The following is a 22,388-nucleotide window of genomic DNA, read 5'->3' as shown; positions in this document are numbered from 1 at the left end:
TGCCGGAAATGACATTATCTATTAAGGATTTTTCTTTTTAAGTCTCCTAATCTCACATACCAAATAAAATACTTAGCCTTTTTATTGACAATACTTTTGTATAGTAACCGTAAATGCCTTCCATTATCTATATCGTCATATAAACAATTAATAAATGGACATTTATCTATTATTTCCTGCATAATTTTCTTTTTTTCTTTGCTGCCTAATTCATCATTCCAAATTATATTTTTTATAATACAATCTGCCAAATAGTGTAAAACTGTCATATTAAAAACTTTACTGTTTACTTTTTCATTTCCCACATCAATATTCTTTATTCTTTTAACGAAATATTCCACACCATCCAGCCTTGCCAAATTTGAATTATGTAACAGGCTTGTATTTCTTTGTAAATATCTATATCCTGAATAATCTAAATATGATATTTTTCTAAAATACTTTAATAATTCCATATTATAGACCAAATCTTCTCTGTCTATTACTTTGGCATCTGCTAACACTTCTGATTTGTCAATGACCGACTTTCTATATAACTTATTCCATGCATATCCAAATGACATTTCCTGTATTGCATTATACAAATAAGATACCATTTCTTTATTGGATAACAATTTGTTCCCCCATACACAAGTTTCCAAAAGATTGCCCTGTTCATCAACTTTATCATATCCATAAATAACCAAATCAGATTCATCACGTTCTATTACTGACACGCATTTCTCAATAATCTCGCTCTTAATCTCGTCATCACTATCAATATACATTAAATACTTGCCCGTTGCGACCTCATATCCCGCATTTCTGGCCGAAGACAATCCTCCATTTTCTTTATGCACAACCCGTATTCTTTTATCTTTTTTTTTCAATTCATCACAAATTTTACCACTGTTATCCTTGGCTCCGTCATCTACTAAAATCACTTCTAAATTATGATATGTCTGACTGAGTACCGAATTTACACACTTCTCTAAATAATTTTCTACATTATATATTGGTAATATGACTGACACTAACTCTTTCATTGATTACTTCCTTTATAATTCCTCTAATAGTTTTTTCCATTGCTCCCCAATGATATTCAACATAAACTTCTCCGTTCCAACCATAGCTCTGTCAGAGAAACTCTTTCTAAGATTACCATCTTCTATTAATAAATTTATTTTTTCTGCCATTTGCTCTATATCAAAACAATCCACTAAATATCCATTCACTTCTTCTTCAATAATCTCTCCCGGTCCGGCAGGGCATCTAAAACTGACACACGGTAAACCCATATTTTTCGCCTCTGTCAATACCAAACCAAACCCTTCAAACCTTGATGTTAAAACGTATATTGCGGATTCCTGGTAATAATCATTAACATTATTCACTTTTCCCATCAACACTATATGTTTTTCAAGCTTCTTTTCTCTTATTTTCGTTTCTAACCAAACTCTTTCCTCCCCTTCACCCAAAATAATCCATTTCCAATCAGTATGCTTTTTAAAGACAATTTCTGCAATATCGATTAACATATCGAAACCTTTTTCCTGATTCAGCCTTCCAACACTAATCAACTGTTTACTTTCCAGATTATATTGGTGTTCGCGCGCATTTCTTTCTATTGGATTATAAATTCTAACAAGCTTTCCCTTTATATTGGTTTCTTTTTCATAGTATCCTCTATCTGTATCTGTTAGAACAACTATGGCATCTGCTTTTCTAGCCGCCCATTTTCTCGTAAACTTTCTATAATTTACATAGGGGTTTTGATAATATCCAAATTGCTCCCATGAAATGAGTTTTACTTTCGTAAACATGAGCGCAGGAATAGAATACATATCCAATATTCCATCAATATCGATTAATATATCTATTTTTTCCCGGATAACGAATCGATGGATTCTATATATATATCCAAAAAAGTGTTTGGCACCGCTTACCTCTTTATCATATAAAGTAAACCTTTTTATTTGTTCCTCCAAAGGAAAAAATGTTCTTTTTCTCTTTTCAAATAAACTTAAAAAACATAAATCAAACTTGTTATACTGCTGCAACTCATTTGCTATTATCGAACTAACCCTCTCTGTTCCACCACTTCTTGTGATATCGCCCGAAAAAAAACACACTCTTTTCTTGTTACTGCTCATAATTATCCTTTTTATACTATAAAACTTGCCAATTTCCATAACTTGTAATTTCTGGTTTTAAAAGCGTCTTCTATATCTCTATGTATAACTTTTCCTTCTACTTTATATCCATCCGGTCTTATTTTATCCAGCATATCACATGCTAAAATAAATGCACTTTCAATAATAGTCTCCTCCATGAGTGACAACCGCCGGTACATTATTGTGGACATATGATTCAAAACCAATTCATATTGTAATGCATCATTTTTTAGACCATTTTTCTCAGCCTGACATAATGCATCTTCCATTACCCAATAATGGTCTATCGTCTTAACGGAATTTCTGGCTGTCTTCGATATTCCCTTTGGATTTACACGATACCCATATACAGGCCGGTCAATCACTGCAATCTTTACATTCATTCTATATAAAACATTACATATAATTGTGTCTTCGTACCATGCTCCCATTGGGAATCTTAAATTATAAAACAATTCTCTTCTACAAACTTTTCCCCATGCAAACCCCATATTACAAACTGCTATATCCGGATTTTTATCTATTACCTGTCTCTCTTTTACAAAATATTGTTTCTCTTTATCCTTTTCTATAAACGTATAATATCCACCAATTGCTATATCGGCCTGATTCATAAAAACAGCATCCATCAACTGATTAATACTATCATCTTCTAAAATATCATCAGAGTCCACAAACATTACATATTTCCCCACTGCTATATTGAGTCCTGTATTTCTGGCCCCTGATAATCCTTGATTTTCCTGGACAATATATCTTATTTTTTTATCTGTGAATGTTTTTATGATACTGTCTGTCCGGTCTGTTGCTCCATCATTTACGATAATAACTTCATAACTATACTTTGATTTTTGACATATTATTGATGAAATGCATTCTTCAATATACTTTTCCACATTGTATGCAGGGACAATAATCGATAAATCCACGCTCTCGTCATTTTGATTATTAATAATCTCACTTTGCATCTCAGGTTTCGGCCTGCTAACCTCCAGCTTCTTCTTCGCCTCTCCTGCATCTAAAGAGCTTTTCTTTCCTTTTATAATAATTCGTCTGAAAATATGATAATAAACTGTTAAAATAGCATATCCTATGTGTGCTAAAATTTTAGCCAATGCTTTACTTTTTGTAATCCTAAAAAAAGTATTCATCATTCTCTGTTTCATGAGCTAACTTCCTCTCTTCAGCTTTCATTTGCAGTATCATATCCTTCGCATTTGTACGCCATAACCTGAAGTAGCGGAAATGTCGCAGCTTCATGTCTTACCCACGAACCAAAATCCGGTTCAAAAATGAAACTACCAAACAGATATGCACTAAAACATGATAAAACTACAAGCATATTACTCTCAACCTTTTTTATACTTCCTAATGTTTTTATAAAATAAATAAGAATAAAAATCTGATATATGAAAAAAGGAATATATAATACACCTTTAAATACCAACTCTATAGGAAACATCATTCTTATAGAATTGATAACATAATCAATTGCAAAATTTCCGTAATTATCCTTTACCTCAACAGGATTTATAATCGCTGTAGATGCATCTTCATTGACAGAAATATCTCTGACATTAATCGCCTCACTATAATCCTCCGGCATAATGTATTGACTCATATACATCATGAATAGCAAAACTGCATAACACATAACTATAGAAATAATAACATCCTTTTTTTTAATTACCACTCTATTCTTCAACCACAAAAAAACAAAATATAAAAAAACTGCCATAGCAGCCATTATAATATAATATCCCCTATAAAATGTACTTTCCCAATAAAAGATTCCTGCACACCCTAATAGCTTTATAAAAGTGCTATTTATTGGTAAACAGATTATAATATATATTGCCATAAAAAATAGAAATTGTATTGTCTCTTTCGTTATACTAAACACATAAATATTTAGTAACCCCATAGCCATTAATGTAAATAATGCTTCCCGAAAACTCATTTCTTTTGTTTTTGAAATCATAAACATAGTAATGGGTGTCATTATAAGACCAATCCCTATACTCCATTGACTAAGAGTTGAAAAACCAAAAATATTGATAGCTTGATAAAAATCTACTGTCGACTGATATCCTGTCCATGCTATCATATTTCCCTCTTCACTCATCATGGACAACATTCTCCAACTGTCAAAATAATATTTATCCGGAAGCAAATATATATGTATAACTTTTGCAATCAGAAATACTACCGGTATTAGTATCAATACAATATCTCTATTTTGTCTTCTTATTTTTTTTTCTGCTAAATCCATCTCTATTTTTCTCTACATCTCAATATTTATAATTGTCTTTCCATCCCAAATTTATATTTTGATTTAATCAACAATTTTGAAATCATACATCCTCTCTCATAATAAGTATACTTTTATTCAATTTTATCATTTTTATAATCAATCCGCAATCACACATATTTTTCCTGACAGCTATCTGCAAACAGAAGTTGCGCGCAATAATCCTCTCAGTATGCGCTATATTTCATCACATTTTCTAACTTTTTCTACTGCTCCCACATAAAACTCCTTCAGCCACTTTGCATTTTCCTTAATGTCAAACCCGGCTTCCACTATTTTCTCATAGGTATCGCTTTTCTCAAAGTTATCAGCCAGCTCACAAATCTTGTCAGCCCATTGTTCCGGACTGTCCTCCAGTTTCACTACCTCCACATTACCCGTGATATCACACTGTATCGGCACTTTATCCGAAATCACACATGGCAGCCCTGCCGCCTGTGCCTCTACCATTGTCACTGGCAGTCCCTCAAACAATGACGGCAATAAAAATACATCGAATGCCTGAACAACACGCTCCACATCTTCTCTGACACCAAGAAATATAACCGCATCTTCCAAACCTAATGTTTTTACCTTTTCCTTTATCTGATTTTTCAGAGCATCATCTGCCTCTCCGCCGCCAACTAACAATAGAATCGTTTCGCTGTCCTTATCATGAACAGCCTTAAAAATGTCAATTAAAAATTCATGATTTTTCTGTGGAAAAAATCTTCCCACATGTCCTATTACCTTTTTTCCCTCAATCCCCAGTTCTTTTCTAACCTCATTCTGAATCTGCTCATTATACCTGTACTGCTGCGCATTAATGGCATTTTTCATAACAATTACTCTGTCACGATTCTTTTTCCCATAAAGCCACTCTCCTGCCTCCTCACCACAGGCAAACATATGGGTATTATAAAACTTGAGCATAAAACGAAAATAATATCTCACGATAAGTTTTAAGTTCACTCCGAGAGGTCTATTGTGGGAATGAGAAATTCTCACCGATACTCCCAGTTTCTTTGCCTCTTTGAGTGCAAAATAACTTCTTTCTTCCAAATTAGAATGTATTATCTTATATTCCGGATGTGCCTTCAAAATCTCACGTACTTCTTTTTTATATTGTCTAAAAAGTTTCGGATACATCGGGCAGGTACGGTAAATCTTTCCTCCTAAAGCCTCTATCTCATCTTCATATGCAGCTTTATAATCCCGGTTCACCATAAAATCAAATTTGATGGTATCTCTATCAATATTTCTCATGTAGTTCATAATCATAGCTTCCGCACCACCGCGGTCCATAACCGTATCTAAAACTAAAACATGTATTGGCTCCATATTCGTTCCTTCCTATACCCTCAATTTGAGTTATCACTGTGGTCTGACAATACTTCCGGCTTCCACATCACCACTCACGACACAACCTGCTCCCACAGTGACATTATCCCCAATATGTACTCCCTTGAGAATCACCACATTACTTCCAATCCAGCAATGTTTCCCTATCACCGTCTCGCCTACGCTGTAGCCTTGACTCTTTATCGTCTCTCCTTCATCCCGAAACCGATGATTGTGGTCATAAACATGGCTGTTCTCGCCAAAAATTGTTCCATCACCAATACTCACATATTGCAGTGCATTTAGCGAGCAATAATTATTGAAAAAACAGTCCCTGCCAATATCAATTCTGCCATTGCCTTCTATTGCAATATGGAACCCATGTCTCCATGTTGTCCCATTCCCAATACTCAGTTTTCTACCAAATAATATTTTATAAATCAATTTTTTAATCAATGCCATTATATGGCACCATAATTTAATAATCTTCATCTAAACACCTTACATTTTATATAAATTTTCCAGCAATTCAGTATTTGCCATGATATCGTATCCCGCAGCAGATACCTTTTGATTCATCTGCATTCTTTTCGTACTGTCTACATCCGTTACAGTAAAAACTTTGTTTTCTTCGTCACCGGATTTTACTCCTGTAAATGATATAATCTTATTTGCCCATTCTTCAGGACCATCCTCCAAAGATTTATATTGAATTTCCTCGGTCATATTCACTTCATAACTAACCCCATCAGACACCAGACATTTTAAGCCTAAAGCCTGTGCTTCTACCAATGTCACCGGAAATCCCTCACTTATCGAAGGCATGACAAATATATCCATTGCCTGCATAATCTCATGAATGTCATCTCTTACCCCTAAAAATTTAACTTTTGTTGTCAGTCCTAATTCTTTTATTTTTCTCTGTATTTCTTCTTTATATTTTAATTCTTCCTTGGGCGTTCCTCCGCCTATTAACAAAAGCGTACTGTTTTTATACCGGTTATTAACATTAAGAAATACATCTATTAAAAAACTTTGGTTTTTCTCACGGGTAAATCTTCCGATATGCCCTATAACCAAAGTACCATCATTCACTTTCAATTTTTTTCTTTCTGCCGTGCGCACCGTCTCTGTATAAGTAAACTTTCGGGTATCAATAGCATTTCGCATAATAATTGCAATATTATTCCCTAAATTTGCTTTATTGCAAACATATTCTTCCATATTAACGATGTGAACATCATCCCCAAACAGCCATTTTGCTGCCTTTTCCCCACACGCCATCTTGTGCGTACAATATTTTTGCATTCTCTTTCTAAAATAGAGTCTGGCAAACATTTTTAAATCATGTCCCTTCGGTGCAGAGTGTGCATGAGCAATCCTCACCGGTATCCCCATTTCCCTGGCGATTCTCAATGCAAAATAACTTCGCTCCTCTAAATTAGAATGTATTATCCGATACTCCGGATGCTCTGTCAGAAACTTTCTAAATTCCCGTTTATATTTACCAAATCTCCCCGGATATAAAGGACACATATGATAGACTTTACTACCCAATTGCTCTATCTCATTCTCATAGTCTGCCCTTTCTTTTCTATTAATCAGAAAATCCATCTGTATTTTGTCTCTATTTATACTGCGAAGATAATTCATTAACATAGTCTCGGCGCCGGCTCTGTCCATGACTGTTATCAACACAAGAACATTTATCTTACTCATTTATTTACACTTTCATTATATAATTCTCTATATCTATTACATAGCCAGTCGCTATTATAATGCTCAATGATTTCACGATATGCATTTTCTACAAGAGTCTTATCTATGCTTTTCTCTAAGTCAGCTATTACATGCACAAACTCGTCCACATGATTGCACACAAATCCTGTCTGACCGTTTTTAACTACATCCTTATTTCCAACAACATTACTTACAACACATATTTTTTTCATATACATCGCTTCTAATAGGGATATCGGAAGTCCTTCATATCGGGACGCTAAAAGAAATACGTCATAATTCATCGCTAGTTTCATAGCTTCACTGTTCTCAAGCCATCCTGTAACTGTAATATTGGGCTGCGTCAATTTATCCCGCATATCGCCATCCCCAATCCACACAAAATGAATATGGGGTAATTTTTCAGCAATTTCATTAAACAATTCCGGCCATTTCTGATGATTAATCCTTCCAACTGTATATACAGTAAATCCCTTTTTGTTTGCAGTATCTATACCACCGCACATATTCACATTTTCCAAATCTTTTTGCATCTTTCTTATATTAATACCATTACTAATAAAAGTGGAATGCTTTGTGACCATTTTACTCTGTTCCCATTCACTCTCACCACATGCAACTGTCAGACAATCTTTCTTTCCACAAAGCTTTTCAGCAAACTTATATATCATCCGTTGCAACGTAAAAACATCATTTCTCAAAAAACTATATCCATGAGGTGTATAAAACATTTTTCTTTCTTTAGAATGAAACAATAAACGTCCTATTGCCCCCGCCTTCGACGAATGCATGTGTATAATATCCGGATTTAACTCTTTTATTATTTTCTTTAATTCCAGATAGGCTTTGAAATCTTTTATAGGGTTTAGATTTCTCGTAAAATTCTCAACTCGAATCATTCCAATATTTTTATTAAAATAGTCAGAATAATTCTGTGGCGTTTCTTTTCGCATGCCAAAAGCGATGGTGATATCAAACTCATCACTCATCTCATCGGCTAATTCAACTAAATATGTAAAAACACCCCCGCCCATAGCTTCCACTATGTGTAAAATCTTTTTTTTATCTTTTCCTGTCATATAGTATCCTCATTCAAAATATTATTAAAACCCTTATAGATACCATTCTCTATATAAAATTAATTAACTTTTGTTTTTCCTCTTTTTATTGTATTTAGAATTTAAATGTTTCTTTAAAGCCCTTCATTTCCCTATCTTTATCACTCAATTTTAACGGTGTCCCATCTTCCATAGTATATCCTTCCGGTGATGCACTGCCCCTATATTCACCGGTTAAATTCGGCCACTCTATAGCAATTTCAGGGTCATTCCATGCAAGTCCGCCTTCATCTCCCGGATGGTAGAAATCCGTAACCTTATAACAAAACTCAGCTTCATCTGACAATACCAAAAATCCATGTGCAAAGCCTTCTGGGATATAAAACTGTTTTTTGTTTTCTGCTGTGAGTTCCACCCCAAACCATTTTCCGTAAGTCTCAGAACCTGTCCTCAGGTCGACCGCCACATCAAATACCGAACCTTTGATTGCTCTTACCAGCTTTCCCTGAGGAAATTGTTTCTGATAATGCAATCCTCTAAGAACCCCTTTTGTACTCATAGACTGATTGTCCTGAACAAACACCATGTCAAGTCCGGCCTCTCTCATATCATTTTGATTATATGTCTCCATGAAATATCCTCTGTCATCACCATGCACGGACGGTTCAATCACGCAAAGTCCCTCTATATCACATCTAGTCACTTTAATTTGTCCCATTTGTTCCTCCAATTTTTAGTTCTAAATATCTGCTAAGAGCATCCTGCCATGTCGGCAGAGGCTCAAATCCCTTTTCTCTTAATTTACTCTTATCCAACCTACTGTTTGATGGGCGTTTAGCTTTTGCAGGATATTCACTGCTGCTAACAGGCGCTACTTCGACATGAGAATATCTATCATCTATTTTACCTGCCTGCTTCATAATTTCCACTGTAAAATCATACCAGCTGATATATCCACCCTCGTTTGTCACATGATATACACCATATTGTTCGCTCTCAGCCATATCTACCAATAACCTTGCCAAATCATATGTATAAGTTGGAGTTCCGATTTGGTCACAGACAACTGTTAATCTGTCGTGACTTTGTCCAAGATGCAACATTGTATTGATAAAATTCTTTCCATTGGTTCCAAAAACCCATGCAATCCTTACAATAAAATATTTCTCTAAAAATTTTTGAACTGCCAATTCACCTAAATATTTAGATTGCCCATATACATTCAACGGCTTTCTTGCATCATCAGGTTCCCAAGGTCTTTCTCCCTCGCCATCAAACACATAGTCTGTACTTATGTAAATCATTTTGCAGTCCAATTCCTTACAAACCTTCACAATATTCTCAGTTCCTTCTGCATTTACCGCTATAACTTTATCTATATTTTCCTCATCTTCGGCAGCATCCACTGCTGTCCAAGCCGCACAATGTATTACCACATCCGGCGCTGCACTTTTTATCACATGTTTTACAGACTCTTTATCTGTAATATCCATTTCATCGATATCTACACCTATCGCCTGATATCCACGTTTTTCCAGTTCATTCATTACGTCAAAGCCCAACTGTCCCTTAACGCCTGTAACAAACACTTTCATAGTCCATCTCCTAAAAATAACTCCATATAGGAAAACTTTATATTCCTACTATTAAGACAACCGCAAGATTATCATTTTCTTACGCTCTCTCTTTTTTCACATACATATTATCAAAATAGTTTTGATATTCACCACTTATGATATTTTCCCACCATTCCTTGTGATTCAAATACCACTCTATTGTCATCTTTATTCCATCCTCGAATTTTGTTTCAGGAAGCCAGCCCAATTCATTATGAATCTTTGTCGGGTCAATGGCATATCTCATATCATGTCCCGGACGGTCAGTTACAAAGGTAATAAGACTTTCCGGTTTTCCGAGCTGTTGAATAACCGTTTTAACAACCTCCAGGTTACTTTTTTCATTATGACCGCCAACATTATATACTTCACCGACACGTCCCTCGCGCATAACAAGGTCGATTGCAATACAATGGTCCTTTACATACAGCCAGTCTCTGACATTCTCGCCCTTTCCATATACCGGCAGGGTCTCGTCTGCCAATGCTCTTGAAATAATAAGCGGAATTAACTTCTCCGGAAAATGATACGGACCATAATTATTACTACATCTGGTAATCGTAACAGGCAATCCGTAAGTTCTGTAATATGCCATAACCAAAAGGTCTGCTCCTGCTTTTGAGGAAGAGTACGGAGATGATGTGTGTATCGGAGTCTGTTCTGTAAAAAATAAATCCGGTCTGTCTAATGGCAAATCACCATAAACTTCATCTGTAGATACCTGATGATATCTTTTAATTCCATACTTTCTACATGCATCCATTAAAACCTGCGTTCCCATAATATTTGTTTTCAAAAATATTCCCGGGTCTTCTATAGAGCGGTCTACATGGGACTCTGCCGCAAAATTTACAACAATATCCGGTTTTTCTTCTTCAAATAACTTTTCAACACATTCTTTATCTGCAATATCACCTTTTACAAATCTAAAATTAGGATTCTTCATTGCCTCCTCTAACGTAGCAAGATTTCCTGCATAAGTCAGCTTGTCCAAGCATATAATTCTATCCTCAGGATGTTTCTCTAATTCTAAATAAACAAAATTACTGCCAATAAATCCGGCTCCGCCTGTTACTATAATATTCATTTTATCCTCCAAAATTTTATTTGAAATATTTTTTAACTTATTTCATTTTGTACTACTTTTAATGCTACTTCCACTACGTTATGCATATCAAAATATTTATACATTCCAAGTCTTCCCCCAAAAATAACATTTTCCTCTTCTTCCGCCAGCTTTCTGTACTTACAATAAAGCTCATTATTCCTATCATTGTTCATTGGATAGTAAGGTTCATCCCCTTTACTCCATGTGGCGGGATATTCTTTTGTAATAATTGTATTAGGAATAGAACCCTCATTGCCGCCCTGGCAGGCAAATTCGAAATGCTTATGTTCGATAATCCTCGTATACGGTATTTCATATTCTGTATAATTTACAACAGCATTTCCCTGAAAATTATCACATTCTAATTTTTCTGTTTCAAATTTCAATGAACGATATTCCAATTCCCCATAACAATAATCGAAATACTCATCTATCATTCCTGTAAATACAATTTTTTTTGCTTCTTTTTTCAAAGTCTCTCTGTTTTCAAAATAATCCGTATTTAACCTTACTTCAATCCCTTCGAGCATTTTCTCAATAATCTGTGTATATCCACCAATCGGTATTCCCTGATACTTATCATTAAAATAATTATTATCATATGTAAATCTGACCGGAAGTCTTTTAATAATAAAACTCGGCAGTTCACTGCAAGGTTTTCCCCATTGCTTTCCGGTATATCCTTGAATCAATTTCTCATAGATATCCTTGCCAACCATAGAAATCGCCTGTTCTTCTAAATTTTTCGGTTCAATAATTCCTGCTTCTTTTACCTGCTCATCTATTTTTGCCTTTGCTTCTTTAGGTGTCTTTACACCCCACATTTTACTAAAAGTATTCATATTAAATGGCAGGTTATAAAGTTCATCTTTATATCTCGCTATCGGTTGGTTTGTGTAATGATTAAACTCTGCAAATTGCTGTATATAATCCCACACCTTTTTATTGCTTGTGTGAAATATATGGGCACCGTATTTATGTACATTGATACCTTCAATATTTTCCGTATATATATTTCCAGCCACGTGAGCTCTCTTATCAATCACAAGGACTTTTTTTCCTGCCTTGTTTGCTTCATATGCAAAAATACTTCCAAAAAGACCTGCTCCAACAATTAAATAATCATACATAACTTCCCTCATCTACTTCATATCGTTTAAAATCTCAATATATTTTCCATCCACAACATCTTTCAGATATTTTCCGTACTCATTTTTCTTCATCAATTCGTAAGCAGCCATAATTTGTTCTTTAGAAATCCAACCATTCACATACGCAATTTCTTCTAAACATCCAATCTTTCTATGCTGGTGTTCCTCTACGGTCTTTACAAAATTTGTTGCCTCAACTAAACTTTCATGAGTCCCCGTATCCAGCCAGGTAAATCCCTGACCTAATACTTCTACCTCCAATTCTCCATCATCTAAATAAATTGCATTCAAATCTGTGATTTCCAATTCCCCTCTTGCTGACGGCTTTAGATTTTTTGCATATTCCACTACTTTATTGTCATAAAAATAGAGACCTGTAACACAATAATTACTCTTTGGATTCTCCGGTTTTTCCTCTATAGATACAGCATGTCCATTCTCATCAAATTCTACAATACCAAATCTTTCCGGATCATCGACGTAATAACCAAAAACCTTAGCACCATTTGTAATCTTTGCTGCTTTTTTCAGTCTCTTCGTAAGTCCATGTCCTGCAAAAATATTATCCCCCAAAATCATTGCCACACTGTCCTCACCGATAAAATCTGCACCAATAATAAACGCTTGCGCCAAACCATCCGGACTCGGCTGCACCGCATATGACAGATTAATGCCAAACTGACTTCCATCCTGCAAAAGTTCTTTAAACCTAGGTGTATCTTCCGGCGTCGAAATAATCAAAATATCTTTAATCCCTGCCGTCATCAAAACCGATAACGGATAATATATCATCGGCTTATCATATATCGGAAGTAACTGCTTTGATGTCACTCTTGTAAGCGGATAAAGCCTTGTACCTGAACCACCTGCTAAAATAATTCCTTTCATAATTGTATAATCTCTCTTTTCTTATTTATAAAAACATTTTTATTGTTTTAACTATTATTTTATTTATTTTATCATTTATAATTTACGGTTTCAATAGCAATACATAAAAAAGCAACACATTCATTTATTAATGTATATGTTGCTTTTCAATATAGCTTATATCTTTTGTTTTATTTTTTTATAAATTTCATACCCAATAAGAGTTCCAATTGTATTCATTATTAAATCTTCAACTTGGCAATTTCCACACCTTAATAGCAATTGACTTAATTCAATAAAAAAACTAAATAAAAACCCCATTGTAATACATGTATAACATTTTTCTGCTTTTCTCCAAACAATTGGAAGCAAAAGCCCGAAAGGGATAAATATAATGGCGTTTGCTGACGCATACAAAACAGTATATCTCGCTCCTCCATATAATTGAAATGGTGTCAAATCAATAACAAATATCTGTCCAATCGGTCTAAAAATTATTGTCATTTGGATGATAATGCTAATATATGCATAAAAAATTGATATATATTTTCTTTTACCATACGATTCAGTACGATAATAGCCTAGTATAACATATGTTATCACTCCTATTAATAAACCTAATGGTAATGTTCGTAAAAATTTAAATAGCATATCATATACGCTTGCCATTAAGCCTCTAATTATTATTTCTCTCATTCCATTGCTCATTATTTTACCTCGTCGCATATACAATAATAAAAGCCGGCATTACGCCGGCCTTTATTTTAATTAGTTATATATCATAAATTATCTGCAAACAATTGTTATTGTCTTTGATATAACTGAATTTCCATTTGCATCTGTTATGATACATCTAAGCTGTCTTCCATTATAAGATGATTTTACATTAAATCCAAACATTGCTGTATTTGCACCAGATGCTGTAGTATTCTTCCATGTCTGTCCATTATCTGTACTCATCTGCCACTGATACTTAAGGTCTTCTCCTTCAGCATCAATGATAAAGAGTGTTGAATTACCTTCTTTTACAATTCTAGTGCTGCTTGGCTGAGACTTGATTACGATTGGCAATCCATTTCCAATACCAATTACAACTGTATCTGAAATAACACTTTCACCGTTTACATCTGTTACTACACATCTAAACTGCATACCAGCATAATTTTCTTTCATCTGGAAACCATACATTCTTGTCTTAGCACTTGCTGATGAAGGATTTCTCCATGTAACACCACCGTCTGTACTCATCTGCCACTGATATGTAAGACCAGTTCCTTTTGCTCTTACTTCAAGGAATGCTGTTGCACCAACTGCAACATAAGTACATTTTGGCTGTACAGTGAAAATAATTGTCTTATCTGTATCTAAGTATAAGATGGCAACATTTGATGTAACTGTTTTACCTGCACTATCTTTTACAACGCATCTAAACTGTCTTGCATCATATTCATTCTTCATATTACATGTGAGCTGTGCAGTCTTAGCACTTGCTGATGAAAGTGCTTTCCATGTAGCTCCATCATCTGTACTCATCTGCCACTGGTATTTGAGACCATCACCCTTTGCAACAACTGTAAATCTTGCTGCCTCACCTTCAGGTACAGTAACATTTGTTGGCTGTGATACAATTGTCAACTCGCCAGCTTCTACTTTCTTTAATGTAATTGTTGCTGCATCTGATGCAACTGATTTTCCTGTGCTGTCTGTTACTACACATCTAAGCTGTTTTGCATCATATGTATCTTTCATTGTCAATGTGAAAGTTGCAGTTTTCGCACTTGCTGCTGTGCTGTCTTTCCATGTCTTTCCAGCATCAGAGCTAATCTGCCACTGATATGTAAGTCCTTCTCCTTCTGCAACTACACTTGCTGAAATTGCTTCACCACTTGCAGCTGTGATATTCTTAGGCTGACTTGTAATCTTTAATTCAACTTCTGTTTTTGTTGTTGTTTCTTCTTCCTGCTTAACTTCTTTCTTAATAGATACTGTTGATGTTCCAACTCCATGTTCAATGACAATCTCATTTACACCGTCTTTTAATGCTGAAAGATAAATCACTGCTCCAGCACCGTCAATTGCGGCTACATTTTCTGTCTCACCATTTACTGTTACTTTTGAAACTCCTGCTTCAACACTTACATAAATACCTGCTGCTTCTGACCAATCCGGCTTCTGAACACTAACTACTTCATTCACTGTCATATTGCCTTCATCATAGTAATATGTATGTGCTTTGTCTAAAGCATCCCAGTCAACAAGTGCAAGCCAGTTTTCAACTCCTGTAGGAATTTTCTTTGTTGTTTCTTCAGCAACAACCTCTTTCTTGATAGAAACTACTGATGTTCCAAGTGCATGTTCAATACTAACTTCATTGATTCCTTCTTTTAATGCTGAAAGATAAATTATTGCTCCAGCACCATCATAAGCACCTACATTTTCTGTCTCACCATTTACTGTGACTTTAGAAATTCCTGATAAAACATTTACATAAATACCTGTTTCTGTTGCCCAGTCCGGCTTCTGGATGCTAATTACATCGTTAACTGTCATATTACCTTCATCATAGTAATACTTTGTTGCTGCGGAGCTTCCAGTAACTTCAAGCCAGTTTTCAATTCCCGTAGGAATTCTTGTAGTAGGTTCCTCCGGCTTAACTGTAGTCTCATCTGAATTTACTACTTTCTTAATAGCTACTGTTGATGTTCCAAGTGCATGCTTAATAACGACTTCGTTGACACCTTCTTTTAATGCTGAAAGATAAACTACTGCTCCAGCACCATCAATTGTTGCTACGTTTTCTGACTCGCCATTTACTGTTACAGTTGAAATACCTGATGTAACATTTAAATAGATACCTGTCTCAGCTGCCCATGTTGGTTTCTGTACGCTAACTACATCGTTAACTGTCATGTTTGCCTTATCGTAGTAAAATGCTAATGCAGGATTACTTCCGATAATCTCAACCCATTCTTCCTCAGATGGCTCTTTTGTTGTCTCATCTGATGGAGCTTCTGTTGTTGTCTCATCTGATGGGGCTTCTGTTGTTGTTTCATCTGATGAAGCTTCTGTTGTATACAACCACCAGAATGGATTTGTAATCACATCTCCATCAAATTCATACGGATCACTGACACTTGCCCCCAAAACAGTGATCGCACCTACTGTCACTACTACCGAGAATAAAATTGCTAAAATTTTTTTCATTATACCTTCTCCTTCCTTTTAACTCGGACATAACCTTGTACGTTATATTAACATATTACCAGATTTTTTTAAAGACTTAAACATAATTTTTTACAAAAAAAATTCAAATACCCTTTTAAAAAAATAACACCTGCATATCACATTTTCCTATTTGCATTCTAATATATGTGCACTTTTCCGTTTTTTCTTCTCTTATTCCTCTTTACTTTGTGATAATTTTACAAATTTTGTCCACTTCTTCCATTGGCAAATCAGAATACATTGGCAAAGTCAGAACATTCAAAGATACATTATATGCCACCGGCGTCTCATTTATATCAAACATTTCTTTGTAACAATCATAAGAATTTGTCAGGGGATAAAAATATTTTCTCGCTCCTATACCATGTTCCGCCAATTTGTTGAAAATTTCATCTCTATTACAACCAAACTTTTTTTCATCAAATACAACCGGAAAATATGCATAATTACTTTCAACACCTCTTTGCACCTGACTCAGTTTTATCCCATCTATCCCTCTCAAATTATGGACATATCTTTCCATAACCTTTCTTCTTTTTTGAATTTCAGCATCTAAATGTCTTAAATTACATATTCCCATTGCCGCAGCAAACTCATTCATTTTTGCATTACCGCCTACAAATTCAACAGTCTCCTGACTTGTAATTCCAAAATTTTTCCACTGATTCAGCTTTGTTTTCATTGCTGCATTTTTAAAGCAGACCGCCCCACCTTCTATTGTGTTAAAAACTTTCGTAGCATGAAAACTAAACATAGACGCATCCCCATATACTGCACTACTCACTCCATCCCTTTTAACTGCAAATGCATGTGCTGCATCATATATAACTTTTAAATTGTACTTTTCGGCAATCTTATCAATCGTCTCTGTGTCACAAAGATTTCCATAAACATGTATCGGAACAATAGCACATGTTCTGTCCGTAATTAATGACTCAATTTTACTTGTGTCTATTGTATAGTCCTCTTCATTGATGTCACAGAATACCGGTTTTAATCCTTTTCTGACAATAGCATGTGTAGTAGAAGCAAAAGTGAACGGCGATGTTATAACCTCGTTTTTCGGTTCTCCCCAGGCATTCTTTTCCTTTCCCAGCTCCATAGCTTCCAAAATACATTCCAATGCCTGATGCCCATTTACAAACAGCGCAATATTCTCTTCCGGTATCCCCAGATATTTTGCCAAATCTGCTTCTAATTGTCTATGCTTAAATCCCATGTTTGTCAACCAATGTGTATCCCACATGTCTCTAATTTCTTCCGTATATTCTTCAAACGATGGCATAGACGACCTTGTCACTAAAATTTTTTTTCCCATCACTTACCCTTTCATTTTTTTAAAACAACTGTGGCAATTCTCGGTTCAAAACAACAACACGGTCTTAAACACACTACTCTTACTCCGCTTGCTCTCTGTGGACCCGTTTTCATAAATGTCGCCAAAACCGTCGTATCACCTCCAAGTCCGAGGGGACCAACATATGCTTCATTCACTTTACTCGTAATATATTCTTCCATCCTGCTCTGTTTATCATATGTTCCATCCACTAATGCCATAAGCATCATTGAAGCTGCCTCATAATGGGAACGTCCCACACCAACAGCTAATGTACACGGAGTACAGCCAAGCTGTTTTGTTGCTTCTTTTGCCCAATCCACTATTTCATCTAATACAACCTGTGTATTATGCTTATGGAATATTCTATATGTTTTACCTCTGATAGCCGGTCCTCCACCAAACATTAACACATGAAGTCTTATAACATCCTCCTCTATATCTCTAATCAATATAGGCGAAGCCTCTAATTTCGCCGGGTCTTCTTCCATCCCTAAAGATTGTCCTATTCTTTGCTCATCATTCCCCTTCACTGCCATTGGTCTTCCCGGCAGTTTTTTAAGTCCCTGTCTAATTCCTTCTTTAATAGATTCTAGCATTCTCCCGGTGACAGCCTGATTCCTTCCCACTTCCAGAACCAAATGAGGAATACCTGTATCATCACAAAGCGGACTTTCATTTTTTTCAGCCACTTCTGCGTTTTGCAGTATTTTTTCTAATGTCCATTTTGCCTGCGCATTCGTTTCTTTATTTATCGCCCTCTGATATGCACACTTTTTATCCGGCAAAAATGTCGAACCTGCCTTCACTAATGCATCACACACCTGACCAACAATCACTTCATCATACATTTCATTATCTCCTAATAAATGCTCTCATTATGGGCTGCAGCTATAATCGCCGGATAATCAACTACTTTCAACTCGTATAATGCTTCCATTCCTAGTTCCGGAAAAGCTACAACTCTTTGCTGTAAAGTGTTTTCTCCAAGCAGAGCCGTTACCGGCGGTATTACTGCATAAACCGAATTATTATCATCTAAAGACTTTATAGTCTCCTTGCCAATAGCCCCCTTGCCCAAATGAAGTTTCACTCCGGCTCTCGATAGCGCTGGAAAACTACTCTCAATCTCTAATTTATTGCTCGAAGTCGGTCCTACACCTGCCGGACTTACCGCTGTATGAAAAATAACATTTCCCCGTAATTTAATATCTGTCTTCTCTATTTCATTATTTTCTATTAAGGCACAAACCTTCGGTAAAACGGCATCTCTCCCACAATATATATAACCGGATATAAGAACCTGTTCTCCAACTTTTAATCCGGCAATATCTTCGTCCGAAATTGGCGTTTGAAGCCTGATTGGTTCACTCATTCCCTATATCTCCTTTAATTTTGCTAACATTTCTTCGTTTACCTCGCTGAGAAGTAAATCCAAATTCTTCTCTATTTTTTCTAAACTCCAATCCCACCACTTAATTTCTAAGAGTTCTTCAATATATTTTTCATTGTCATATCTCATCTTAATTGGCTTAGCCGGACATCCTGCTACAATTGTATATGGCTCTACGTCTTTCGTCACAACAGCACCTGCCCCAACAACTGCTCCATCACCAATTTTTATTCCTCTTAATATAATAGCACCATTACCTACCCACACATCGTTTCCAATTATTGTATCCTCAAATTTACTTGGAATAATCTCACTGCTCCCATGAAATATTCTGCCAAACTGATAATCCGATACTGTTGTAGCTCTCCTATAGTTATGATTTTTTCCTCCTACACTAACTCCCCATGAAAGACCGCTAAACTTTCTCATCTGAGTATTTTTAACTACCGTACCATGACTTATAGTCGAACCATATCCCAAAATAGAATCTGTTACATAACAATCTCTTCGGATTTCATTTGAACCTTCCAGTCTGGTATTAAATAAAATAGTTCTGTCTCCCACTGTACAATTTGGTCCGACAAATGATTTTGTAAGTCTTGTATCTTTATAACACATTGAACTCTCATCTAATTCTGACCTGTCAATTATTGCTCCATATTTTAAAATACTCTTCTCGTCCATATTCTCTCCTTATATCTTATCTAAACAATTTTAAATACTCTGTTTCATTTTGTATTACACCATAAGCTCTGGCTCTCATGACAATTCTTTCCGCCCACATCCTATGTGGTCCAATCTCATTCATCTTATTTCCATTAGAACTTTTAATAACCCCTCCACTTGTATTCATAATTTGATATGCATCTTCATACTCTTCTCTTGTCACTGCCAGCATACCGTTTACATATTTTATATGTGTCGGGTGAATAATTGTCTTTCCAATAAATCCATTTGCTTTATCTAAAATCAGTTCTCGCATCAATCCGTCCACCGCATCATTTACGAGTGGTGTACGCTTTAAAAGCGACTCCTTTAAGTCTATTTCAGGTAACTCTTCATCAAATTTCAAGCTCTTATTAATTTTAAAATACTCCCATACCGGTCCCGAAACAGTGTAGTCATTATCACGCGTAAAAACATTTAATATATCCATAAGAATATCACGAACAGTCATAATATCATATATCGTATAATTAATATCGCGCCTTGCGCCAAAACATGCTGAAAAATCGGTTGCCCCCACACGCACATTCAACACCAGTTCTTTATATTCATCCAATATTCTTTTAATATCAATTAATTCCTGAATCCTGCTCTCTTTAAATGCCACTCTTCTATCTTCTAAAATAGGCATCCCATACAAAATTTCTCCAAATCTCTCATTTAACTCTTTTAAATACCCAAAATATCTTGCCCCATTAACCGCATTAAATTTAGGGAAATTAAATCCCGTAATCAACTTAATATGCTCCGGTTTCAGCATATTTGCAAACTCTTTAAACTGCTCCACGGAACGCACTCTAAACACAATCAATGGAAGATTTTTATAGTCAAACCTTCCTTCCTGCAACTCTGCATTTATTTTATCTAACATCCTGATACAGTTTCGTTCTGCCTGCGGCACATCCTCCTCTTTGCACGCATCTTCAAAACACATCGTCATAGATGTGAGTCCTGCACGTTTTTCCTCTAAAATGGCCTCTGTAAAATCTTTTGTTCCCGGCATATACATCGTTGCCCCAAGACAATATTGAAGCATCGACCTGTCTGTATACTTGTTAAAATCTTCCGGTTCTTTTACAAATTTATACTCTGTATTATATTTGTGGTGTCTCATCCCAATCCCTTTCAATCACTATTGATTCAACAAATAATCTATATTTAACTCTCTTCTTATGATACTGTTTCCTGTTTTATCCTTTGCATCAAGCGTTTCATATGCTTTTTTCACCTTCTCAAACATTTCTGTCTCATCATCTGCTTTTACAATAAATGCGCCGATTCTACTGCTGCTCGCCCTGCTATTATCCAGGATTGCTCCTTTCTTTTTATGATAAAACATATATTCAATTGTACCATTATCGATAAGCTTCTCAAACCCTTCCATATGGTCATAAACACTATCCTCACCATAAATTGTATTCACAACATATATGTGTTCCGGATTATAATACTTGTACTCCGGACTACGTCCTAAATAGGAATCGATTGTGGCTGAGATAATATCAAACCCTGTATTGCTCAAAATCGTTCTGTAGCTGATTCCTCCCCCAACCCTCGGTGCAAATTCTATCACATAAATATCATCTCCCCGCACAATTCCCTGAAAGAACAAGGGAGTATTATCCAAACCGAAAGCGTTCGCAATTTTTGTCGTAATCTCCTCAGCATTTTTTTCAGCCTGCTTAGAAATCCTCGCCGGAGCAATCGATGCATAACATTTAATAACCTTTTCCTGACCTTCTGTTATACTAAGCCTCTCTGCGGTCATTAAAAGTTTTGCCTTATGATTCTGAACAAAACAATATGCACTTATCTCCTGACCTTCCACAAATCCTTCGATAATTGCTCTTCCATTTCTGCTGATTTTTAAAGCCTCTCCGAGATACTCTTTCATTTCTTCTTCATCAGATGCCTTTTTCACTCCATTTGCAGAATTACTGTCTGCCGGTTTTACCATGACAGGATATTCAATATCTATCTGTGGAATTTCATCACTGTTTTCAACATATATGTATTGTGATGTGGGAATACCATTCTCTCTCATCACTCTTTTCATATAACCCTTATTTGTTATTTTTTTCGCAACATCATAGCTATACGGAGCATGCAATCCCATATTTTCCAATGCGTAACATGCAGATATATTTGCCTGGTCTACACATCCACTAATCACAAGGCTTGCTCTGCGCTGTTTTGCAATCTCCAGCACCTTTTCTTCATCTAATGTACTCTCTTTTATATGTTCATCTGCGACATCTGCTGCGGGTGGATTGTCCAGATAGTCTATCAGTATTGTATAATACCCTCTTTCCTTTAATTGCCTGATTAATTCCATATGAGGAACTGTACCACCTAAAACTAATGCAATCTGTTTTTCCATGTTT

At 35.6% G+C, this 22,388-nt stretch carries 21 protein-coding genes; all 21 read right to left on the bottom strand.

Annotation, left to right across the window (positions count from 1 at the left end; genetic code table 11):
* Positions 1 to 14: 14 nt before the first annotated feature.
* The 21 genes from Q5O86_RS08170 to Q5O86_RS08070 all read right to left on the bottom strand — a co-directional run bounded on the left by Q5O86_RS08170 (position 15) and on the right by Q5O86_RS08070 (position 22,384).
* Positions 15 to 1,025 (bottom strand): glycosyltransferase family 2 protein, encoded by a 1,011-nt coding sequence (locus tag Q5O86_RS08170; protein WP_302626652.1) that lies wholly within the window; start codon positions 1,023 to 1,025, stop codon positions 15 to 17.
* Between the two features lie 12 nt (positions 1,026 to 1,037).
* A complete protein-coding gene (locus Q5O86_RS08165; protein WP_302626651.1) occupies positions 1,038 to 2,132 on the bottom strand; it encodes a glycosyltransferase family 4 protein in 1,095 nt (364 codons plus the stop codon).
* 11 nt (positions 2,133 to 2,143) lie between these two features.
* On the bottom strand, positions 2,144 to 3,319 hold the full coding sequence (locus Q5O86_RS08160; protein WP_302626650.1) for a glycosyltransferase: 1,176 nt from the start codon (positions 3,317 to 3,319) through the stop codon (positions 2,144 to 2,146).
* 17 nt (positions 3,320 to 3,336) lie between these two features.
* Complete coding sequence (locus tag Q5O86_RS08155) at positions 3,337 to 4,425, bottom strand: hypothetical protein (protein ID WP_302626649.1); 1,089 nt, start codon at positions 4,423 to 4,425, stop codon at positions 3,337 to 3,339.
* 216 nt (positions 4,426 to 4,641) lie between these two features.
* Positions 4,642 to 5,784, bottom strand: coding sequence for a glycosyltransferase family 1 protein (locus Q5O86_RS08150; RefSeq protein WP_302626648.1), 1,143 nt, complete (start codon positions 5,782 to 5,784; stop codon positions 4,642 to 4,644).
* A 33-nt stretch (positions 5,785 to 5,817) separates the two neighbouring features.
* Complete coding sequence (locus Q5O86_RS08145; protein ID WP_302626647.1) at positions 5,818 to 6,276, bottom strand: acyltransferase; 459 nt, start codon at positions 6,274 to 6,276, stop codon at positions 5,818 to 5,820.
* 9 nt (positions 6,277 to 6,285) lie between these two features.
* The gene (locus Q5O86_RS08140) at positions 6,286 to 7,503 is read right to left on the bottom strand and encodes a glycosyltransferase (RefSeq protein ID WP_302626646.1); all 1,218 of its coding nucleotides are present in this window, start codon (positions 7,501 to 7,503) and stop codon (positions 6,286 to 6,288) included.
* Positions 7,500 to 8,603 (bottom strand): glycosyltransferase, encoded by a 1,104-nt coding sequence (locus Q5O86_RS08135; protein WP_302626645.1) that lies wholly within the window; start codon positions 8,601 to 8,603, stop codon positions 7,500 to 7,502. Before Q5O86_RS08135 ends, Q5O86_RS08140 begins: the two co-directional genes overlap by 4 nt.
* Before the next feature lie 94 nt (positions 8,604 to 8,697).
* Positions 8,698 to 9,300, bottom strand: a complete 603-nt coding sequence (gene rfbC / locus Q5O86_RS08130; protein WP_302626644.1) for a dTDP-4-dehydrorhamnose 3,5-epimerase — start codon at positions 9,298 to 9,300, stop codon at positions 8,698 to 8,700.
* Positions 9,287 to 10,177, bottom strand: a complete 891-nt coding sequence (rfbD, locus tag Q5O86_RS08125; RefSeq protein ID WP_302626643.1) for a dTDP-4-dehydrorhamnose reductase — start codon at positions 10,175 to 10,177, stop codon at positions 9,287 to 9,289. Before rfbD ends, rfbC begins: the two co-directional genes overlap by 14 nt.
* A gap of 79 nt (positions 10,178 to 10,256) precedes the next feature.
* A complete protein-coding gene (rfbB, locus tag Q5O86_RS08120; RefSeq protein WP_302626642.1) occupies positions 10,257 to 11,285 on the bottom strand; it encodes a dTDP-glucose 4,6-dehydratase in 1,029 nt (342 codons plus the stop codon).
* A 32-nt stretch (positions 11,286 to 11,317) separates the two neighbouring features.
* Positions 11,318 to 12,436 carry a UDP-galactopyranose mutase gene (gene glf / locus Q5O86_RS08115; protein ID WP_302626641.1) on the bottom strand — a complete coding sequence of 373 codons (1,119 nt, stop codon included), beginning with the start codon at positions 12,434 to 12,436 and terminating at the stop codon, positions 11,318 to 11,320.
* Between the two features lie 12 nt (positions 12,437 to 12,448).
* Positions 12,449 to 13,345, bottom strand: a complete 897-nt coding sequence (rfbA, locus tag Q5O86_RS08110; protein ID WP_302626640.1) for a glucose-1-phosphate thymidylyltransferase RfbA — start codon at positions 13,343 to 13,345, stop codon at positions 12,449 to 12,451.
* Positions 13,346 to 13,501: 156 nt separating this feature from the next.
* Complete coding sequence (locus Q5O86_RS08105) at positions 13,502 to 14,032, bottom strand: VanZ family protein (protein WP_302626639.1); 531 nt, start codon at positions 14,030 to 14,032, stop codon at positions 13,502 to 13,504.
* 78 nt (positions 14,033 to 14,110) lie between these two features.
* On the bottom strand, positions 14,111 to 16,528 hold the full coding sequence (locus tag Q5O86_RS08100; RefSeq protein ID WP_302626638.1) for a hypothetical protein: 2,418 nt from the start codon (positions 16,526 to 16,528) through the stop codon (positions 14,111 to 14,113).
* Between the two features lie 202 nt (positions 16,529 to 16,730).
* Positions 16,731 to 17,867, bottom strand: a complete 1,137-nt coding sequence (locus tag Q5O86_RS08095) for a DegT/DnrJ/EryC1/StrS aminotransferase family protein (RefSeq protein WP_302626637.1) — start codon at positions 17,865 to 17,867, stop codon at positions 16,731 to 16,733.
* A gap of 11 nt (positions 17,868 to 17,878) precedes the next feature.
* Positions 17,879 to 18,736 carry a fumarate hydratase gene (locus tag Q5O86_RS08090; protein ID WP_302626636.1) on the bottom strand — a complete coding sequence of 286 codons (858 nt, stop codon included), beginning with the start codon at positions 18,734 to 18,736 and terminating at the stop codon, positions 17,879 to 17,881.
* Positions 18,737 to 18,747: 11 nt separating this feature from the next.
* On the bottom strand, positions 18,748 to 19,260 hold the full coding sequence (locus tag Q5O86_RS08085; protein ID WP_302626635.1) for a fumarate hydratase C-terminal domain-containing protein: 513 nt from the start codon (positions 19,258 to 19,260) through the stop codon (positions 18,748 to 18,750).
* A gap of 3 nt (positions 19,261 to 19,263) precedes the next feature.
* Positions 19,264 to 19,962 carry a DapH/DapD/GlmU-related protein gene (locus Q5O86_RS08080; RefSeq protein ID WP_302626634.1) on the bottom strand — a complete coding sequence of 233 codons (699 nt, stop codon included), beginning with the start codon at positions 19,960 to 19,962 and terminating at the stop codon, positions 19,264 to 19,266.
* A gap of 16 nt (positions 19,963 to 19,978) precedes the next feature.
* Complete coding sequence (locus tag Q5O86_RS08075; protein ID WP_302626633.1) at positions 19,979 to 21,118, bottom strand: HpcH/HpaI aldolase/citrate lyase family protein; 1,140 nt, start codon at positions 21,116 to 21,118, stop codon at positions 19,979 to 19,981.
* Between the two features lie 18 nt (positions 21,119 to 21,136).
* Complete coding sequence (locus Q5O86_RS08070) at positions 21,137 to 22,384, bottom strand: acetyl-CoA carboxylase biotin carboxylase subunit family protein (protein ID WP_302626632.1); 1,248 nt, start codon at positions 22,382 to 22,384, stop codon at positions 21,137 to 21,139.
* Between the last annotated feature and the right edge of the window lie 4 nt (positions 22,385 to 22,388).

Source organism: uncultured Eubacterium sp. (assembly GCF_937958975.1).
Taxonomy (GTDB): Bacteria; Bacillota; Clostridia; order Lachnospirales; family Lachnospiraceae; genus Eubacterium_G.
The sequence above is the reverse complement of the archived record's forward strand: the minus strand, read 5'-3'. Positions and strand labels throughout refer to the sequence as shown.

What these genes read in the sequence shown, in the direction of transcription:
- Q5O86_RS08170 (WP_302626652.1), bottom strand. Translation starts at nt 1,025, where the DNA reads ATGAAAGAGTTAGTGTCAGTCATATTACCAATATATAATGTAGAAAAT.
- Q5O86_RS08165 (WP_302626651.1), bottom strand. Translation starts at nt 2,132, where the DNA reads ATGAGCAGTAACAAGAAAAGAGTGTGTTTTTTTTCGGGCGATATCACA.
- Q5O86_RS08160 (WP_302626650.1), bottom strand. Translation starts at nt 3,319, where the DNA reads ATGAAACAGAGAATGATGAATACTTTTTTTAGGATTACAAAAAGTAAA.
- Q5O86_RS08155 (WP_302626649.1), bottom strand. Translation starts at nt 4,425, where the DNA reads ATGGATTTAGCAGAAAAAAAAATAAGAAGACAAAATAGAGATATTGTA.
- Q5O86_RS08150 (WP_302626648.1), bottom strand. Translation starts at nt 5,784, where the DNA reads ATGGAGCCAATACATGTTTTAGTTTTAGATACGGTTATGGACCGCGGT.
- Q5O86_RS08145 (WP_302626647.1), bottom strand. Translation starts at nt 6,276, where the DNA reads ATGAAGATTATTAAATTATGGTGCCATATAATGGCATTGATTAAAAAA.
- Q5O86_RS08140 (WP_302626646.1), bottom strand. Translation starts at nt 7,503, where the DNA reads ATGAGTAAGATAAATGTTCTTGTGTTGATAACAGTCATGGACAGAGCC.
- Q5O86_RS08135 (WP_302626645.1), bottom strand. Translation starts at nt 8,603, where the DNA reads ATGACAGGAAAAGATAAAAAAAAGATTTTACACATAGTGGAAGCTATG.
- rfbC (WP_302626644.1), bottom strand. Translation starts at nt 9,300, where the DNA reads ATGGGACAAATTAAAGTGACTAGATGTGATATAGAGGGACTTTGCGTG.
- rfbD (WP_302626643.1), bottom strand. Translation starts at nt 10,177, where the DNA reads ATGAAAGTGTTTGTTACAGGCGTTAAGGGACAGTTGGGCTTTGACGTA.
- rfbB (WP_302626642.1), bottom strand. Translation starts at nt 11,285, where the DNA reads ATGAATATTATAGTAACAGGCGGAGCCGGATTTATTGGCAGTAATTTT.
- glf (WP_302626641.1), bottom strand. Translation starts at nt 12,436, where the DNA reads ATGTATGATTATTTAATTGTTGGAGCAGGTCTTTTTGGAAGTATTTTT.
- rfbA (WP_302626640.1), bottom strand. Translation starts at nt 13,345, where the DNA reads ATGAAAGGAATTATTTTAGCAGGTGGTTCAGGTACAAGGCTTTATCCG.
- Q5O86_RS08105 (WP_302626639.1), bottom strand. Translation starts at nt 14,032, where the DNA reads ATGAGCAATGGAATGAGAGAAATAATAATTAGAGGCTTAATGGCAAGC.
- Q5O86_RS08100 (WP_302626638.1), bottom strand. Translation starts at nt 16,528, where the DNA reads ATGAAAAAAATTTTAGCAATTTTATTCTCGGTAGTAGTGACAGTAGGT.
- Q5O86_RS08095 (WP_302626637.1), bottom strand. Translation starts at nt 17,867, where the DNA reads ATGGGAAAAAAAATTTTAGTGACAAGGTCGTCTATGCCATCGTTTGAA.
- Q5O86_RS08090 (WP_302626636.1), bottom strand. Translation starts at nt 18,736, where the DNA reads ATGTATGATGAAGTGATTGTTGGTCAGGTGTGTGATGCATTAGTGAAG.
- Q5O86_RS08085 (WP_302626635.1), bottom strand. Translation starts at nt 19,260, where the DNA reads ATGAGTGAACCAATCAGGCTTCAAACGCCAATTTCGGACGAAGATATT.
- Q5O86_RS08080 (WP_302626634.1), bottom strand. Translation starts at nt 19,962, where the DNA reads ATGGACGAGAAGAGTATTTTAAAATATGGAGCAATAATTGACAGGTCA.
- Q5O86_RS08075 (WP_302626633.1), bottom strand. Translation starts at nt 21,118, where the DNA reads ATGAGACACCACAAATATAATACAGAGTATAAATTTGTAAAAGAACCG.
- Q5O86_RS08070 (WP_302626632.1), bottom strand. Translation starts at nt 22,384, where the DNA reads ATGGAAAAACAGATTGCATTAGTTTTAGGTGGTACAGTTCCTCATATG.